Annotated in this window: 18 protein-coding genes; 12 read left to right on the top strand and 6 right to left on the bottom strand. The window is 59.8% G+C overall.

All coding sequences use genetic code 11. The features are described 5' to 3' along the window. The first annotated feature begins 468 nt into the window (after window positions 1-468). Both ACI2KA_RS02200 and ACI2KA_RS02205 read left to right on the top strand, forming a co-directional pair. Window positions 469-759 (top strand): ArsR/SmtB family transcription factor, encoded by a 291-nt coding sequence (locus ACI2KA_RS02200; protein WP_404498930.1) that lies wholly within the window; start codon window positions 469-471, stop codon window positions 757-759. 125 nt (window positions 760-884) lie between these two features. Next, window positions 885-1,997 (top strand): alkene reductase, encoded by a 1,113-nt coding sequence (locus ACI2KA_RS02205; RefSeq protein ID WP_404498793.1) that lies wholly within the window; start codon window positions 885-887, stop codon window positions 1,995-1,997. Window positions 1,998-2,049: 52 nt separating this feature from the next. Here ACI2KA_RS02205 and ACI2KA_RS02210 read toward each other — a convergent pair whose 3' ends face one another. Next, window positions 2,050-2,433, bottom strand: coding sequence for a DUF6220 domain-containing protein (locus ACI2KA_RS02210; protein WP_404498795.1), 384 nt, complete (start codon window positions 2,431-2,433; stop codon window positions 2,050-2,052). Next, window positions 2,433-3,470 carry an NAD-dependent epimerase/dehydratase family protein gene (locus ACI2KA_RS02215; RefSeq protein ID WP_404498797.1) on the bottom strand — a complete coding sequence of 346 codons (1,038 nt, stop codon included), beginning with the start codon at window positions 3,468-3,470 and terminating at the stop codon, window positions 2,433-2,435. Before ACI2KA_RS02215 ends, ACI2KA_RS02210 begins: the two co-directional genes overlap by 1 nt. Window positions 3,471-3,559: 89 nt before the next feature. Between ACI2KA_RS02215 and ACI2KA_RS02220 the strand changes: the two genes are divergently transcribed. Next, a complete protein-coding gene (locus ACI2KA_RS02220; protein WP_404498799.1) occupies window positions 3,560-4,504 on the top strand; it encodes a LysR family transcriptional regulator in 945 nt (314 codons plus the stop codon). 114 nt (window positions 4,505-4,618) lie between these two features. On the opposite strand, the gene ACI2KA_RS02225 is transcribed toward ACI2KA_RS02220, so the two are convergent. Further along, window positions 4,619-4,876: a DUF2188 domain-containing protein gene (locus ACI2KA_RS02225; protein WP_404498801.1), complete on the bottom strand. Its 258-nt coding sequence runs from the start codon at window positions 4,874-4,876 to the stop codon at window positions 4,619-4,621. A 194-nt stretch (window positions 4,877-5,070) separates the two neighbouring features. On the opposite strand from ACI2KA_RS02225, the gene ACI2KA_RS02230 reads away from it, so the two are divergent. Further along, entirely contained in the window at window positions 5,071-6,177 is a 1,107-nt protein-coding gene (locus ACI2KA_RS02230; RefSeq protein ID WP_404498803.1) for a calcium:proton antiporter, read from the top strand. Between the two features lie 53 nt (window positions 6,178-6,230). Here the strand turns inward: ACI2KA_RS02230 and ACI2KA_RS02235 are convergent, their stop codons facing one another. Continuing rightward, on the bottom strand, window positions 6,231-7,433 hold the full coding sequence (locus tag ACI2KA_RS02235) for a pyridoxal phosphate-dependent aminotransferase (protein WP_404498804.1): 1,203 nt from the start codon (window positions 7,431-7,433) through the stop codon (window positions 6,231-6,233). A 210-nt stretch (window positions 7,434-7,643) separates the two neighbouring features. Between ACI2KA_RS02235 and ACI2KA_RS02240 the strand changes: the two genes are divergently transcribed. The 4 genes from ACI2KA_RS02240 (at window position 7,644) to ACI2KA_RS02255 (ending at window position 10,758) form a co-directional block, all read left to right on the top strand. Then, complete coding sequence (locus ACI2KA_RS02240; RefSeq protein WP_404498806.1) at window positions 7,644-8,570, top strand: EAL domain-containing protein; 927 nt, start codon at window positions 7,644-7,646, stop codon at window positions 8,568-8,570. A 145-nt stretch (window positions 8,571-8,715) separates the two neighbouring features. Continuing rightward, window positions 8,716-9,024 carry a hypothetical protein gene (locus ACI2KA_RS02245; RefSeq protein WP_404498808.1) on the top strand — a complete coding sequence of 103 codons (309 nt, stop codon included), beginning with the start codon at window positions 8,716-8,718 and terminating at the stop codon, window positions 9,022-9,024. A gap of 170 nt (window positions 9,025-9,194) precedes the next feature. Then, window positions 9,195-10,097, top strand: a complete 903-nt coding sequence (locus tag ACI2KA_RS02250; protein WP_404498810.1) for a DMT family transporter — start codon at window positions 9,195-9,197, stop codon at window positions 10,095-10,097. Window positions 10,098-10,542: 445 nt separating this feature from the next. After that, complete coding sequence (locus tag ACI2KA_RS02255; protein ID WP_003494703.1) at window positions 10,543-10,758, top strand: cold-shock protein; 216 nt, start codon at window positions 10,543-10,545, stop codon at window positions 10,756-10,758. A gap of 82 nt (window positions 10,759-10,840) precedes the next feature. Here the strand turns inward: ACI2KA_RS02255 and ACI2KA_RS02260 are convergent, their stop codons facing one another. After that, complete coding sequence (locus tag ACI2KA_RS02260) at window positions 10,841-11,485, bottom strand: MBL fold metallo-hydrolase (RefSeq protein WP_404498812.1); 645 nt, start codon at window positions 11,483-11,485, stop codon at window positions 10,841-10,843. Between the two features lie 233 nt (window positions 11,486-11,718). On the opposite strand from ACI2KA_RS02260, the gene ACI2KA_RS02265 reads away from it, so the two are divergent. The 4 genes from ACI2KA_RS02265 to ACI2KA_RS02280 all read left to right on the top strand — a co-directional run bounded on the left by ACI2KA_RS02265 (window position 11,719) and on the right by ACI2KA_RS02280 (window position 15,192). After that, window positions 11,719-12,324, top strand: a complete 606-nt coding sequence (locus ACI2KA_RS02265) for a DUF1236 domain-containing protein (RefSeq protein WP_404498813.1) — start codon at window positions 11,719-11,721, stop codon at window positions 12,322-12,324. A gap of 214 nt (window positions 12,325-12,538) precedes the next feature. Continuing rightward, window positions 12,539-13,066 (top strand): MarR family winged helix-turn-helix transcriptional regulator, encoded by a 528-nt coding sequence (locus ACI2KA_RS02270; RefSeq protein ID WP_404498815.1) that lies wholly within the window; start codon window positions 12,539-12,541, stop codon window positions 13,064-13,066. A gap of 2 nt (window positions 13,067-13,068) precedes the next feature. Beyond that, the gene (locus tag ACI2KA_RS02275) at window positions 13,069-13,782 is read left to right on the top strand and encodes a response regulator (RefSeq protein ID WP_404498817.1); all 714 of its coding nucleotides are present in this window, start codon (window positions 13,069-13,071) and stop codon (window positions 13,780-13,782) included. 30 nt (window positions 13,783-13,812) lie between these two features. Beyond that, window positions 13,813-15,192 (top strand): ATP-binding protein, encoded by a 1,380-nt coding sequence (locus tag ACI2KA_RS02280; protein ID WP_404498819.1) that lies wholly within the window; start codon window positions 13,813-13,815, stop codon window positions 15,190-15,192. 60 nt (window positions 15,193-15,252) lie between these two features. Here ACI2KA_RS02280 and ACI2KA_RS02285 read toward each other — a convergent pair whose 3' ends face one another. Further along, window positions 15,253-15,594, bottom strand: coding sequence for a tRNA-binding protein (locus ACI2KA_RS02285; RefSeq protein ID WP_404498821.1), 342 nt, complete (start codon window positions 15,592-15,594; stop codon window positions 15,253-15,255). Window positions 15,595-15,637 lie beyond the last annotated feature (43 nt).

Genomic DNA, 15,637 nt, shown 5'->3' on the forward strand with positions numbered 1-15,637 from the left:
GCCGCTTGCATGCCTGACCTGCACAAAAAAGAGTTGTTTCGTGCACAAAAAAGCACCATATCGCTCTCAGCTGATGCACACGGTGGCTTTTCCTCCCAGTTCCACCGCATCAGCTGTTCCCCTCTGGAGGTTTTTGACCTTCACACTTAAAGGGCCCTGGATTTTTCCGGCGGCCCTCTTTTTTTACCCGCAAGAATTTTCCCCAAATTGGCGAAATATCGCATGATGCAACCTTGTTTTGCATTGTTGCAGCGCCCATATTTTAGTTGGCTGTCACGCTCGCCCAAGGCACGCGACAGCTGTTCCCCTCTGGAGGTTTTGACCTTCAAACTTATCAGGCCGCGGAAATATCCAGCGGCCTTTTTTTTGGACCCTCGTTCCGTACTCGACCGCCTCACGGAGACGTGACTTGTATATCGAAAATTATCGATATAAATATCGGATATGCCAGATATTGAAGAAACGCCGATGAATCCGGAGGAAATCCTCAAGGCCCTTTCGCACCCCGCAAGGCTGAAGTTTCTGGAATGGCTGAAAAGTCCCGAAAGCCACTTCTGCCAGGACCATCCGTTGAGCATGGGCGTGTGCGCCAACCAGTTCCAGATCAGCGGCCTGTCGCAATCCACCGTCTCGTCGCATCTGGCGGTATTGCAGGCAGCAGGTCTGATACGGTCCAGGAAGGTCGGACAATGGGTATTTTTCGAGCGCAACGAGGAAACCATCGACGCTTTCCGCAATTATCTGCAAGCCAATCTCTGAGCCTCCCAAGCTTTGAGCCTCGGGGTGCCGGACGGGCGACCGCAAGGCGGTTTTCCCGCCGGCACCCGCAAAAGGACAGCGCGCCTGCCGCGCAATTTCGCCAACCGACCAGAAAGTGAAGTCGCATGACCAGTCTTTTCGAACCGGCACAGGCCGGCGATATCGCACTCGCCAACCGTATCGTCATGGCTCCCCTCACCCGCAACCGTTCACCGGGGGCAATTCCCAACAACCTCAACGCCACCTATTACGAGCAGCGCGCCACCGCCGGGCTGATCGTCACCGAAGGCACGCCGATTTCCCAGCAGGGTCAGGGTTATGCGGATGTTCCGGGCCTTTACAAACAGGAAGCGGTGGCGGGCTGGAAACAGGTCACCGACGGCGTTCATTCGGCGGGCGGCAAGATCGTCGCGCAGATCTGGCATGTGGGCCGCATTTCCCACACCTCGCTCCAGCCGCATGGCGGCCAGCCGGTTGCTCCTTCCGCCATCCCCGCCAAGTCTAAGACCTATATCATCAATGATGACGGCACCGGCGCCTTTGCGGAAACCTCCGAACCGCGTGCGCTCACCATCGACGATATCGGCCTCATCCTCGAGGATTATCGCAGCGGTGCACGCGCGGCACTTGAGGCCGGTTTCGACGGCGTGGAAATCCACGCCGCCAATGGTTATCTGATCGAGCAATTCCTGAAATCCAGCACCAACCAGCGCACTGACGATTACGGCGGCTCGATCGAAAACCGCGCCCGCTTCCTGCTGGACGTCGTTGATGCGGTGGCGGAAGAGATCGGCTCCGGCCGCACCGGCATTCGCCTCTCGCCGGTTACCCCCGCCAACGATATTTTCGAGGCCGATCCCCAGCCGCTCTACAATTACGTGGCCGAACAGCTCGGCACGCGCAATCTCGCCTTCATCCACGTGGTGGAAGGCGCGACAGGCGGCCCGCGTGATTTCAAGCAGGGCGACAAGCCATTCGACTACGCCGCCTTCAAGGGCGCCTATCGCAACGCCGGCGGCAAGGGTCTGTGGATCGCCAACAATGGCTACGACCGTAAGAGCGCCATCGAGGCCGTGGAAAGCGGCAAGGTCGATGCCGTGGCCTTCGGCAAGGCTTTCATCGCCAATCCGGATCTGGTGCGCCGCCTGAAAAACGATGCGCCGCTGAACGAGCCGAACCAGCCGACTTTTTATGGCGGCGGCGCCGAAGGTTATACCGATTATCCGGCGCTTGGCTGATCGTTGATAGATCAACCGCCGCACTGCCTCCGCGCAGTGCGGCGTTTCCGTTTCAAGAAAGGGCACGCGCCTGCCGCGCGGCAAAATCGGAAAACGCGCCCATGATGAAGGCATTGGCCACATGCAGCGCCTGCAGAAAGCCGTTGCCCGTCTCCCGGCCGATGCTCATCAGCGCCACCTGCAGACAATAGAGGGCGAGCAGCGCGAGCGCCCGGCCAAGGTTCGGCCGAAGATCGTCATATAGCAGCGCAAGAACCGCCAGCACCACAATGGGAACGGCTATGAAGATGCCAAGTCCCTTATGTACCGAAAGCAGCGACCCATCGTAATAGATCGACAGCCCGGCCAGCAGCACCTGGGCGAAAATCAGGACCGGGACGCCCGCTGAAACCACGGCAAAGACGCGCCGCCGTGGAGACCGCCCGCCCGTCGCCATCACACCCTGCCCCCGGCATCGGCCGGGTGATGAAGACCGGCCTCTCCCCGCGTCGGCTCAAGGCAGCCGAGGCTTGCCATTGTCGCCGAGACCGCGATATCGATCGGCGTTTTCGGCTCCGTGCCCAGGAAATCGGTAAGCTTGCGGTTGCTCATGCGGATCGGCATCTTCCAGAGATAGTGCATCTCCAGCACTTCGCGAAACAGCGGAACGAAGGGGGCGGCAAGCCCTATGGCCAGCCACGACAATCGCCGCTTCCTGATCGGATGACCGGCAGCCCGCTCGATCGCCGCGACCAGTTGCAGCCCGTCGAAATCCCAGAAACCCTCCATGTGATAAACGGCGAAAGCGGCAAGTTCATCCGAACGATCAAGTAGCTGCCCGATCGTCTCGGCCACATCCGGCAGATAGGCCCATTGATGCCCGGCATGGGGTGCGGCGGGATTCTGGACGCTGCGGACCGGCTTTCCCGGCCGTACCAGCATTTGTGAAAACCAGTTGTTTTTCGCATCCGGCCCGAAAAAATCGCCGGCGCGGACGATCAGCACCGGCACGCCGCGCATCGACGCCATCTTCAGCCGCTGTTCCATTTCCACGCGCAGGGCTCCCTTGCGGGTAAACGGCTTTTGCGGGCTATCCTCCGTCAGCAGCGGAAAGGCGTCGGAGCCGAAATTATAGACGCTGCCCGGAAAGACGATGCGCGCGCCGCAGCCCTCGGCGGCGGCGATGGTGTTGTCCAGCATCGGCAGTACCTGCTTGTCCCAGTCGCGATAGCCGGGAGGATTGACCGCATGGACGATGAGCGAAGCGCCTTTTGCGGCCTCAACCACATCCGGGCGGTTCATGGCGTCGCCTTTCACGCGTTCTATGCTATCCGCGGTAGCTGTCGGCGCCGGTTGCCGGGTCAACGCCCTCACGCGCCAGCCGCGTTGCAGCAACATCTTCGCCACATGGCTGCCGACGCCGCCATTCGCCCCCACGATCAGCGCCAGAGGCCCGCCATTGCCTGCTGTATTTGCCTGGTTTTCATATATCATGGTCTTCACTCCTGTTCTGAACTGGAGTATCGCCGCCATGCGCGGTATACGAAATTGTCGAAATGAGTGGAACGGCCATACAAAAAATTATGACCAGAAGCCGGAATGTCAGCTGGGATTTTTACCGCACTTTCCTCAGCGTGCTGCGTGACGGCTCGCTTTCCGCCGCCGCCCGTGAACTCGGCATCACCCAGCCGACGGCGGGACGCCATATCGGCGCCCTGGAAGAGGCCGTCGGCTTTCCGCTGTTCATCCGTTCGCCGCACGGGCTGATGCCGACGGAGGCCGCCCTGGCGCTCAAGCCCTATGCGGAAAATCTGGCGGCGACCGCCGCCGCCCTCATGCGTGCAGCCTCCGGCGAGGTCGGCAAGATCGAAGGCACCGTGCGTATCAGCGCGTCCGATATCATCGGCGTGGAAATGCTGCCGCCCATCATCGCGGCCCTGCAGGACGTCCATCCGCGGCTCGAGATCGAGTTGTCGCTCTCCGATACGCTGGAAGACCTTCTGCGGCGCGAGGCGGATATCGCCATCCGCATGACGGAGCCGCAGCAGGATGCGATCGTCATGCGCTATATCGGCAATTTCCGCCTGGGATTTCACGCGACGCGTGACTATCTGGCAAAAGCCGGCATTCCGAAGAGCATGGAAGAGTTGAACCACCACCGCATGGTCGGTTTCGACCGCAAGACGCCCTTCATCCGGGCAGCGATCCAGCGGATGCGTGCACTCGATCCGCAAATACCGGATATTGAGGATATCTGCTTCGAAATCCGCGCCGACAGCAATCTCGCCCAGCTTGCCATGATCCGCGCCAGCGCGGGTATCGGCGTCTGTCAGATCGGTCTGGCGCGCAAGGACCCACGGCTGGTGCAGGTTCTTCCGAAAGTCGGCATCCCGCTGCATACCTGGGTCGCGATGCATGAAAATCTCAAGACGTCACCGCGATGTCGCGCCGTTTTCAGCGCCCTGGTCGAAGGCCTGAAAGCCCATCTCAAGGAAACCGATCCAAACGCACCGCCACAACGGCGCTAGGGCTGCTCAGGCCCCGTTCGTGCGGCCGCACGAGAAACCGCGCAGGGCAAACCGGCGGAACCGGGAGGGCAATGCCATTTTCACCGGAAATTTCCGGTTTGTGCGTCAAAACGGTCAGGCCTGCTGGGAGGTCCTGTCCACCACCTCGGCCTCGGGCCGGTCACCGCCCTGGCTATATTCCTCATGCCACTGGCCGCGTTCGTCCTGATAGCTGATTTCCTCGTCATCGCCTCCCACCTGCTGCTCGGCCGCAACGATGCGTGCAGCCTCGACGGCATCCGCATAGGAAGGGAAGGTTTCGGAATAGGCGCCGTTCATGCGGTAGGCGAAACCTCCGTCATGTTCGACGATTTCATACACCACTTTGGTCATGCATGGTCCTCCTGTTTCGGTAGGCGACATGGCAACCACAACCGCGCTTCAAGCATTGCACCCGACGGGGACACCGCGGCATGAGCAGCATGTCCTGCAACATCACTATCCTACCAAAAGCACTCAAGCGCAAATCCTGCTTGATCTGAGGGACGATACGTCACAGCCTGCGACCGTCAGGGGAAGGGAAATCGATGGCGGGTTCTATTTTGAAACAGGAGCGCGTCCTGCTGCTCGCGATACCGGCGGCAATCGCCGCCTATATGGCCGAACATGCGATAGGCGAGGCCGGAAAGACGGTGTCTCTCATTGCCGCGATCGTCCTCATCGGGATCATCGTTCTGGTCTCGATGCGTGTTGCCCATCACGCCGAAATCCTTGCCGCCAAGGTCGGCGATCCCTATGGCACCATGATCCTGACACTTTCGGCCGTCGCGGTGGAAGTGCTGATCCTCGCCATCATCATGAGCGAATCCAGTTCGCCGACGCTGGTGCGCGACACGATCTATTCCGCCGTGATGATCGATATCAACGGTATTTTGGGCCTCGCCGCCCTGCTGGGCGGGCTGCGCCACGGCGAGCAGCCCTATAATGACGATTCCGGCAGAACCTATGGCGTGATGATCCTGACCGCCATGGGCATTTCGATGATCGTGCCGGAATTCATTCCGCAACAGAGCTGGCATGTCTATTCCGCCTTCACCATCGTCGCGATGATCGCGCTTTATGCCCTGTTCCTCAAAATGCAGGTTGGACCGCACAGCTATTTCTTCAGCTATGCCTATCCCCGCAAGACGCATCCGGCCGGGCAACCATCGAACAGCCACGCGGAAGAGAAGGACGAAGGCAGCGTACCACTCTCCATCGGCCTCATCATCGCCGGCGTGGTGCTGATCGGCGTTCTGGCGGAGTTCATGTCGGCTTTTTTAAGCGAGAGCCTCGAAGGCACCAATGCACCGCCGGCGCTGATGGCGGTCGTGGTCGCGACGATCTCGGCATCGCCGGAAATCCTGACTGCGCTCCGGTCCGCCCTGCGCAACCGGATGCAGGCCGTCGTCAACATCGCCATGGGCGCATCCTTGTCAACGGTCATCCTCACCGTGCCGGTGATGGAGGGCATCGCACTCTACACCGGCCAGCCCTTCATCATGGCGATGACGCCGGTTCAGACCGTCATGGTCTTCATCACCCTCATCGCCGCCGCCATCAACCTCAATGACGGCGAAACCAATGCGATCGAGGGAATGACCCATTTCATCCTCTTCGCCACCTTCATCATGCTGCTGTTTCTTGGGCTCTAAACAAAAAAGCCCGGCATGACTGCCGGGCTTCTTCGTTCAAGATGGCAGGCCGATCAGCGGCAATCGGCGCAGAAGCGCTGGATGCGCTTGCAGGCTTCTTCCAGAAGCGCTTCCGACGTCGCGTAGGAAATGCGGAAGTTCGGGCCGAGACCGAAAGCCGATCCCTGCACCACGGCAACGCCTTCGGCTTCCAGCAGCTCGGAGACGAAATCCGTATCCGTCTCGATGACCTTGCCGGAAGGCGCGGTCTTGCCGATCAGGCCGGCGCAGGACGGATAGACGTAGAACGCACCCTCCGGAGCCGGGCAGCTGATGCCCTTGGCCTGGTTGAGCATGGAGACGACGAGATCGCGACGGCCTTCGAAGATCTTCTTGTTGGCCGGAATGAAATCCTGCGTGCCATTCAGCGCTTCGACGGCTGCCCACTGTGCGATCGAGCTCGCGCCCGAAGTCTGCTGGCCCTGGATCATGTCCATGGCCTTGATCAGCGGCAGCGGGCCGGCGGCATAACCGATACGCCAGCCGGTCATGGCATAGGCCTTGGAGACGCCGTTCATCGTCAGCGTGCGGTCGTAGAGCGAAGGCTCGACCTCGACCGGGGTGGCGAATTTGAAATCGCCGTAGGTCAGGTGCTCATACATGTCGTCCGTCAGCACCCAGACATGCGGATGTTTGACCAGCACGTCCGTCAGCGCCTTCAGCTCGTCATGCGAATAGGCCGCACCCGAGGGATTGGACGGCGAGTTGAAGACGAACCACTTGGTCTTCGGCGTGATCGCCTTTTCCAGCGCTTCCGGCTTCAGCTTGAAATTGTCTTCGAGCGTGGCATCGACGAAAACCGGCGTGCCGCCGCAGATCGCCACCATTTCCGGATAGCTGACCCAATAGGGTGCGGGAATGATGACTTCATCACCCGGGTTCAGCGTCGCCATGAAGGCGTTGAAGAGAATCTGCTTGCCACCGGTGCCGACGATCGTCTGCTCCGGCTTGTAGTCCAGACCGTTTTCACGCTTGAACTTGTCGGCAATTGCCTTGCGCAGTTCCGGAATGCCGGAAATGGGCGTGTATTTGGTCTCGCCGCGTTTGATCGCGTCAATGGCCGCTTCCTTGATATTTTCGGGCGTATCGAAATCCGGCTCGCCCGCGCCAAGGCTGATGACATCGCGGCCCTGCGCTTTCAGCTCGCGGGCTTTCTGGGTAACGGCGATGGTGGCGGACGGCTTTACGCGGGAAAGAATGTCGGCAAGGAAGGCCATTTTAAATCGGTCCTGTTGTGGTTGACATCGGCAGAGACTGGAAATCTTGTTTTCTGCGGCCATTGGTATGTCGAAAGACAGGCGCTCTTTCAAGGTCAAAAGCGGCATATGTGCTATAGCGAAGAATTTAAGCCTTCCTTAACCCGGAAGTAACGCTTGTTGCGCTACATTGGCGAGCCTAGGGATGGTGTCTCTATAGCTGGTTGAAAAATGGCGCCCAAAAGCATCTTTTCCAGTCTTGTCCGCGAGGTTGATGGCACGTGGTCCACGGCCTATCGCAGCTTCAACCTGAAATCAGCCCTGCAGCCCATCTTCCGCCGGACGGCGAGCGGTGCGCTCGACATCGATTCCTTCGAGGGCCTGGTGCGTCCCCATCGCAATGGCGAACCGGTAACGCCCGGCGAGTTCTTCTCGCTGGTCGCGCCAGAGGATATCGAGACTATCGACAGCATCCTGCGCACCATCCATATTCTCAATACCGGCAGGCTCGACCGTTCCCGCGCCCGCATTTTCGTCAACTTCCATCCGGGCCTGTTCCAGACGCCGGCCAAGATGCGGCAGGAAGTGGAGCGCATGCGGCTTGCCGCCCATGAGGCCGGCATGACGGCCGAGCGCATCGTCTGCGAAATCTCGGAGAAAAAGGCGTCAGACACGCAGATCGTCGCCGATTTCGCTTACCATATGCACGACATCGGCTTTCGTGTGGCGCTGGACGATTATGGGGCGGGCGATTCAGACATCGACCGGGTAAAGCTCATCAAGCCGGATTATGTGAAGTTCGAAGCGGGCTGGGTGCGCGATTTCATGCAGAATTCGGCCGGCGCCGCGCTTTTGCGTGTCATCGTCCGCCAGTTTCGCGAGGACGGGATCGAGCCTGTATTCGAGGGGCTGGAAACGGGCTGGCAGGTGGAGCAATGCGAAGAACTGGGCGTCTTTCTGATGCAGGGCTACGTTCTGGCAAAACCCGAACTCGCGCCGACCAGTTTCGACACGCGTTTTCCCGAACTCGGCAGCGCCTATTTCTCCCCTTCCGCCCGGATGGAGAGAAGCGCCGCACCGTCATTCTCACGCGAGGAGCGACCCGGCGACCCGCATTCGCTGCGCCAGACCCGGACGTTTGGAAAGCGCGGCCTCTAGCGCCAAATCAGCCGAAACGGGGCTAAAACCGCTTCCGCCACAATATTGCCGCAATAAATGCCTCGGAACGCCAGAATTCGGTCGCCAAGCCGTCGATTTCGAAGCCTCCTTTATCCTTTAAGAACAGGGACAAGAGGCGATTGCCATGTTTACCAACGACCGCACGTCCGTTGAAAGGTTAAGGGCACAGAGAACGCTGTTTTCCCTCTGGATGGCGGCTGCCGCTTTTCTCGTCATCGTCACCATGGCAGCCGGCATCGCGACATCCGCCAATGCGGCGACCCAGGCCGTCGACACCCTGCACACTGCCGCCATCCCGCAAGCGGCGACATCGCGGGCGGGCGGACACATCCTGCTCATCATTCTGTCCGCCGCAGCTTTCATCGGCCTTGGCATAGGCGGCCTGACGCTTACCCGGCGAAGCCTGAAGGACGAGGCACGCCGCTACAAGTAAACCGCAGCGAGACAAAACGGCCCTTGAACCTGCGGTTGCTCCGACTTGCGGCACCGGCGGCTTGCTGCTAAAGCACGCGGGAAACCGTCGGATCGACATTTCAAAAAATCCCCGAATTGCCAAGGCCGCGGTCGAATGATCCTCCGGCCCCTGCTGTGCTGGTGCCTATCATGACGCGTATTCAGGCCAATATGCTGCTTCTTCTCGCCGCAGCAATCTGGGGCGGCGGCTTTGTCGCGCAATCCTCCGCCATGGCGTCGATCGGTCCATTCTGGTTCGTCGGCCTGCGCTTCGCCATTGCCGCAATCGCTGTATTGCCCTTCGCGCTCATGGAAACGCGCGCGCTGAAATCACCGCCGCGCCGCAGGGAAATCGGCAGCTTCATCCTCGTGGGGCTTGCCCTGTTCGGCGGCGCCACCACCCAGCAGGTGGGTCTTTTGACCACCACCGTCACCAATTCCAGCTTCCTGACCGGGCTTTACGTCATCTTCGTGCCGGTCATCGCCGTCGTCCTTTATCGCCGCCATCCCCACTGGATCGTCTGGCCCTGTGCCCTGATGATGCTGGGCGGCATATTCCTTCTTTCCGGCGGCGCTTTCGAGACGCTGACGCAGGGGGATATTCTCAGCATCATCTGTGCCTTCTTCTGGGCAATCCAGATCACGCTGGCGGGGCGTTTCGTCTCCGAAAGCGGCCGGCCGCTCGCGCTCTCCTGCACACAATTTGCAGTCTGCTCCCTTCTTAGTTGCATGATCGGCGTCTTCTTCGAACCCATCAGCATGGCGTCGATCGAGGCCTCGCTGGCGGAAATCCTCTATGTCGGCCTCGTTTCGTCGGGCCTCGCCTTTGTTCTGCAGGTCATCGGCCAGCGCTACACCACGGCGCCGCAGGCGGCGATATTTTTGTCCTCGGAGGCGCTTTTCGGCGCTTTGCTGGCCTCGATTTTCCTGCAGGAAACCATTTCGGGCGCCGGCTATATCGGCTGCCTGATCATATTTGTCGCCATCCTGACCGTGGAACTGGTGCCTGAACTGACCCGCAAGCGGCAAAAAACCGTGGCCGGCGCAGCCTGACGGGAAAAGAACCGTTTTTTCTCCATCTGCGGAAAAACCCGGTTTGACGTTCAAATTTTTGCCGGCAATGCCTGCCACCACCGGCAATTATTTCATCAACTATCGATTATGCGGAAAAAATGTGCGATCGCATACCGTAATTCTACCGCAGGTTTTTTATCTGACAAAAAGCCCGTGAAAACTTTTGCTTGCCAATTTTCCATAAACGCATCACTCTACCGCGGTTCGGGCAATTTGCGAGCATGGGAAGGCCTATAAATTTGCGCACCGGGGACGCTATAAACCTCGGGCGGTGGGACGAAAAACGTTGGATGAGAACGCCATTACTTCCTGCTGCGAAGGTCCATTTTCTCAATAGTCAAGAACTGCCTGCCAACGCCCTCGCGGGGCAAAACTGTAATGCTGCCTGTAGCTGAACGCGGGCAGAGCGAAAAGGACCTGATGCATGGCCGAAACTGGCACCGTAAAATTCTTCAATACAGACAAAGGCTTCGGCTTCATCAAGCCAGACAATGGTGGCGCTGATATCTTTGTTCACATCTCTGCTGTACAGGCTTCCGGCCTGTCCGGACTTTCAGAAAATCAGAAAGTGAGCTTCGACACGGAACCGGATCGTCGCGGCAAGGGTCCGAAGGCAGTCAATCTGCAGATTGCTGGCTGACCCTAAAACGGCTTTCTTTTCTAGTTGAAGCCCGGCAGGAATGCCGGGTTTTTTTATGCACGAGCCGCCGCCTCCAGGAAACTCAAATTCCCTGGAGATAGGGATTGCTGCGGCGTTCCTCACCCAGCCGGCCGCCGGGGCCATGGCCGCAGAGAAACCCGACATCATCGCCAAGCGGCAGAAGCTTGTCGCGAATGGACGCCATCAGTTGTTCGTGGTTTCCGCCGGGCAGGTCCGTGCGGCCCACCGACCCCGAAAACAGCACGTCGCCGACATGGACGAATTGCTGGTCACGATTATAATAGATGACATGACCGGGCGCGTGGCCCGGGCAATGATAGACCTCGAAGACGTGCTCTCCGAAGGATACCCTGTCACCGTCTTTCAGCCATTTGTCGGGTGAAACGTTCCGAAGCCCGCTGATCCCGTATTTTTCGGCCTGCGCCTCCACCCGCTCAAGCAATGGCCGGTCATCCTCGTGCGGCCCGATCACCGGCAGGGACAGTTTTTCACGCAGTTCATCGGCGCCGCCGGCATGGTCGAGATGCCCATGCGTCAGCCAGATTTCCCGAAGCGTGATGCCGTTTTCAGCGACGACCTGAAGAATGAGCTCCACATCCCCGCCCGGATCGACGACGACGCCCTCCTTGGTATCCTGGTCGAACAGGATGGTGCAATTCTGCTCGAATGGCGTGACCGGAATGATACCCGCCTGCAACTTTCCCATGTCCCGTGTCTCCCTGTCTGACAAATCCCGCCTCCTATAGCCCGCACGCGGTTGCGGCACAATGGCGGCCGAGAAAGCCGGGTTTTTCGCGCACGTGGCCACCCGAAAAATAATGATGAAATCCAATTGGATAACGGGTGACGCGCCGAGAATGGCGGCAAGTGGCGGCGAAAAAAGTGGAACGCCCGGATGGCTGCGACGTTGTAGATGCAGTCTTGAAAGGAGTGAGACACATGGACAAGACGCTTAAAATGCTCATGGCTGGCGGCGCCTTCGCCCTGATGGCGGGTTATGCGAACGCCGCCATGGTCGCCACCACCGCATCGGACATTTCCGTTCGTTCCGGCCCCGGTGAGGACTATCCCGAACTGGGACTGGCCACCCGCGGCAGCAATGCGGTTCTGGACGGCTGCATGGATGGCAGCAGCTGGTGCCGCATCGAAGTCAACGGCATGCGCGGCTGGGCACATGCGGATTATCTGAACGTCATGTATGAAGGCTCTCCGGTCGTTCTTAAGGACCGCCGCACGGAACTGAGCGTGCCGGTCGTCACCTATGAAACCACCTCGAGCGTACAGGCAGAACCTAATCCGGGCGACCAGAATCTCGGCCGCGTCGGCGATGTCGACATCACCCCGCCGGAAACAGTCATCACCTATATGGACGAACATCCGGCCGACACCGTTACCTTCGATGGCGACGTCGTTGTCGGCAGCACCCTGCCGCGCGACACCCGCCTCGTGGAAATCCCGGATTATCAATATCGCTACGTGCGCGTGAACGACGTGCCGGTCCTGGTCGAACCGTCGACGCACCGGATTGTCTACGTCTACCAATAAACGCATGCACCGGCACATACATGCGCAGATCGCATGAAACCCACGAAGAGCGCGGACTTTCCGCGCTCTTTTCTATTTCCGGTAAATGCCGCTCAGGATTCCAGTTGCACCCGCCCCCGCAGCATATTATCCACCGCAACAGAAAATGATCGGCGGCATTCTCCCGAGCGGACGCATTTTCGGCTATGTTTACAGAATATTGGCGCATCGACGCATGTCAGCCGCAGGATATGAAGGAACCGCAGTGCCACCGCAATCGCTCAAAACCGCCGCCGCCCGGCAAACACCGGCACTCCCGAAGGTTGACGACGGCAAGATCGACTTCGATACGATCGAGGCGCTGTTTTTCGCGTATCGCGATTTTGTCTCCGATCCCGATGTCATTCTCGCGAAGCTGGAATATGGGCGTGCGCATCACCGCGTGGTCTATTTCGTCAGCCGGCAGCCCGGCATGACGGTGGCGGATCTGCTCGACACGCTGCAGATCACCAAGCAGAGCCTTGCCCGCGTGCTCAAGCAACTGATCGACGACGGTTATATCCGCCAGATGGCCGGCCCGGAAGACCGCCGCCAGCGAAGGCTCTACCCCACGCTGACGGGACGCGAACTGGCGCTTGCGCTGAGCGAGCCGCAATCGCGCCGGATCGACCGCGCACTTGAAGGTCTGGGGCCGGAGGCGCGCGCCTGCGTGCGCAGGTTCCTTGCCCAGATGCGCAGTCCGACAACCGCGGAGGGAGACTGATCATGGCGACAGCTTCGGCAAAACGCCCGCCGGCGGATGACGACGCCGCCCACCTGCTGATCGTTGACGACGACGCCCGTATCCGCGACCTGCTGCAGCGATTTCTGGGCGACAAGGGCTATCGCATCTCCGTCGCCGCGGATGCCGCCGAGGCCCGCCGCAAGATGGCCGGCATCCGTTTCGACCTGCTCATTCTCGACGTGATGATGCCGGGGGAAAACGGGCTGTCGCTGACCCGGTCTCTCAATGAGAACAAATCGGTGCCCGTCATTCTTTTGACTGCCCGCTCGGAAGCGGATTCCCGTATTGCGGGGCTGGAAGCCGGGGCCGACGATTATCTCGCCAAACCTTTCGATCCGCGCGAACTCGTCCTGCGCATCAACAATATTCTGCGGCGCAATACCTCGCCGGATACGCCGAAGATCGAGCAGATCATGTTCGGTCCCTACAGCTTCTCCATTCCCAAAAAGGAACTGCGGCGTGGTCCTGAAACCATCCGCCTGACCGACCGCGAGCAGGAGATCATGCTGCTTTTTGCGCTCCGCGCCGGCGACACCATTCCACGGCATGAGCTGGTGGAGGCGGAATCGGAAGTGGGCGAAAGAACCATCGACGTGCAGATCAACCGTCTGCGCCGCAAGATCGAGGACGACCCCGCCAATCCGGTCTATCTGCAAACGGTGCGCGGCATCGGCTACCGGCTGAGCGTGGACTGACGGGCACCAAAGGAAAGGCGGGCTGACGGCATGGCGAGCCTCGATTTTTTCAGCACGGTCAGGAAAAGCGCGATTGTGAGAGCCTGGCGCACCTCCGGCAGATGGCTGCGCCACTGGCTGCCCACCGGTCTTTATACCCGTTCGCTGCTGATCATCATCTTGCCGATGATCCTGCTTCAGGCCGTGGTTGCCGCCGTCTTCATGGAGCGCCACTGGCAGCTGGTGACGGAACGCCTTTCCGCCGCCGTGACCCGCGATATCGCCGCGATCATCGAACTGCTGCAGACCGATCCGGAAGAGGACGACTACCAGCGCGTCATCCGCATCGCCCGCGACAAGCTGGACCTCAGCGTCTATATCGAGCCCAAGACCGATCTGCCCGCCCCGAGGCCGGAACCGCTGTTCTCGATCCTCGACAGGATCCTCGCCGATCAGTTGACGCAGCAGATCGGCAGGCCCTTCTGGATCGACACCTACGGCAACGGTTCGCTGGTCGAAATCCGTATCCAGCTGGAGGACAAGACGCTGCGTGTCTTTACCCGCCGCAGTGCGGCCTATGCCTCCAATACGCATATATTCCTTGTCTGGATGGTCGGCGCATCGCTGGTGCTGATCGCCATTTCCATCCTCTTCCTGCGCGGACAGATCAAGCCCATCGAAGCGCTTGCCAAGGCGGCTGAAAATTTCGGCAAGGGCCAGAAGATCAGCGCCTATTCCCCGCGTGGCGCGGACGAAGTCCGGCGGGCGGGCCTTGCCTTCATCCTGATGCGCGAACGCATTGAACGGCAGATGGAACAGCGCACCGCCATGCTGAACGGCGTCAGCCACGACCTGCGCACCATTCTTACCCGCTTCAAGCTGCAACTGGCGCTGGCGGGCGACAATCCCGACCTCGAAGGCCTGGACAAGGATGTCGAGGACATGCAGTCAATGCTGGAAGCCTATCTGACCTTCGCCCGCACCGATGTCGAGGAGGATGTCGGGACGCTGGAGCTTCCGGCCCTCCTGGAAAAAATCGGCCATGATTTCGAGCTGCACGGTAAGACGTTCAGCTACGAGCTTTATAATATCGACAGGATCATCGCGCGGCCGAATGCGCTTTCACGGCTGGTTGCCAATCTCGCCGAAAACGCGCGACGTTATGCAAGCAGCCTCCATGTCGATATCCGCAAGGCGCCGCGCTCCATCATCATGACCTTCGACGACGACGGACCAGGCATTCCGGAAAATTCGCGGGAAGATGTGTTCAAGCCGTTTTTCCGGCTGGACGAGGCACGCAACCTCAACGCCTCGGGTACGGGACTTGGCCTCTCCATCGTCCGCGACATCGCCCGCGGCCATGGCGGCGACGTCTCTCTGGATGACAGCCCGATGGGCGGATTGCGGGTGATCGTCAAAATTCCGGCGTAAGATAATCAGCCGCCGCAAACGATAAGGCGACGTTCCGAAGCTGCGCCTTCCGGCCGCCGTTCAGCACATCTTCTCGCCGTTCGGCACCGGCCGCTCGACCCCAGCAAGCACGATATCGCCATTGCCGTCGGCAAAACCCAGCGTCAGGACCTCGGAGCGGAACGGGCCGATCTGGCGCGGCGGAAAATTCACCACGCCCAGCACCTGCCGGCCGACCAGACTTTCCGGCGTATAATGCACGGTAATCTGTGCGGACGATTTCCTGATGCCGATGTCAGGCCCGAAATCGATCTTCACCTTGATCGCCGGCTTGCGGGCTTCGGGAAAAGGTTCGGCCTCGACGATGGTGCCGACGCGAATATCGACCTTCTCGAAATCGGCGTAGGAAATTTCATCGCTCATGCCCTGCTCCCGCTTGCCTGCAATGCCTGAACCGCGCCCGTTT

The sequence above is a fragment of the Agrobacterium sp. NPDC089420 genome (genome assembly GCF_044900305.1).
Lineage (GTDB): Bacteria > Pseudomonadota > Alphaproteobacteria > Rhizobiales > Rhizobiaceae > Agrobacterium.

Excerpts from the sequence above, each read along its gene's own strand:
- ACI2KA_RS02210 (WP_404498795.1), bottom strand. The coding sequence starts at position 2,433 with ATGGCGACGGGCGGGCGGTCTCCACGGCGGCGCGTCTTTGCCGTGGTT.
- ACI2KA_RS02220 (WP_404498799.1), top strand. The coding sequence starts at position 3,560 with ATGACCAGAAGCCGGAATGTCAGCTGGGATTTTTACCGCACTTTCCTC.
- ACI2KA_RS02205 (WP_404498793.1), top strand. The coding sequence starts at position 885 with ATGACCAGTCTTTTCGAACCGGCACAGGCCGGCGATATCGCACTCGCC.
- ACI2KA_RS02250 (WP_404498810.1), top strand. The coding sequence starts at position 9,195 with ATGACGCGTATTCAGGCCAATATGCTGCTTCTTCTCGCCGCAGCAATC.
- ACI2KA_RS02265 (WP_404498813.1), top strand. The coding sequence starts at position 11,719 with ATGGACAAGACGCTTAAAATGCTCATGGCTGGCGGCGCCTTCGCCCTG.
- ACI2KA_RS02280 (WP_404498819.1), top strand. The coding sequence starts at position 13,813 with ATGGCGAGCCTCGATTTTTTCAGCACGGTCAGGAAAAGCGCGATTGTG.
- ACI2KA_RS02255 (WP_003494703.1), top strand. The coding sequence starts at position 10,543 with ATGGCCGAAACTGGCACCGTAAAATTCTTCAATACAGACAAAGGCTTC.
- ACI2KA_RS02235 (WP_404498804.1), bottom strand. The coding sequence starts at position 7,433 with ATGGCCTTCCTTGCCGACATTCTTTCCCGCGTAAAGCCGTCCGCCACC.
- ACI2KA_RS02245 (WP_404498808.1), top strand. The coding sequence starts at position 8,716 with ATGTTTACCAACGACCGCACGTCCGTTGAAAGGTTAAGGGCACAGAGA.
- ACI2KA_RS02200 (WP_404498930.1), top strand. The coding sequence starts at position 469 with ATGAATCCGGAGGAAATCCTCAAGGCCCTTTCGCACCCCGCAAGGCTG.
- ACI2KA_RS02260 (WP_404498812.1), bottom strand. The coding sequence starts at position 11,485 with ATGGGAAAGTTGCAGGCGGGTATCATTCCGGTCACGCCATTCGAGCAG.
- ACI2KA_RS02240 (WP_404498806.1), top strand. The coding sequence starts at position 7,644 with ATGGCGCCCAAAAGCATCTTTTCCAGTCTTGTCCGCGAGGTTGATGGC.
- ACI2KA_RS02215 (WP_404498797.1), bottom strand. The coding sequence starts at position 3,470 with ATGATATATGAAAACCAGGCAAATACAGCAGGCAATGGCGGGCCTCTG.
- ACI2KA_RS02225 (WP_404498801.1), bottom strand. The coding sequence starts at position 4,876 with ATGACCAAAGTGGTGTATGAAATCGTCGAACATGACGGAGGTTTCGCC.
- ACI2KA_RS02230 (WP_404498803.1), top strand. The coding sequence starts at position 5,071 with ATGGCGGGTTCTATTTTGAAACAGGAGCGCGTCCTGCTGCTCGCGATA.
- ACI2KA_RS02285 (WP_404498821.1), bottom strand. The coding sequence starts at position 15,594 with ATGAGCGATGAAATTTCCTACGCCGATTTCGAGAAGGTCGATATTCGC.
- ACI2KA_RS02270 (WP_404498815.1), top strand. The coding sequence starts at position 12,539 with ATGTCAGCCGCAGGATATGAAGGAACCGCAGTGCCACCGCAATCGCTC.
- ACI2KA_RS02275 (WP_404498817.1), top strand. The coding sequence starts at position 13,069 with ATGGCGACAGCTTCGGCAAAACGCCCGCCGGCGGATGACGACGCCGCC.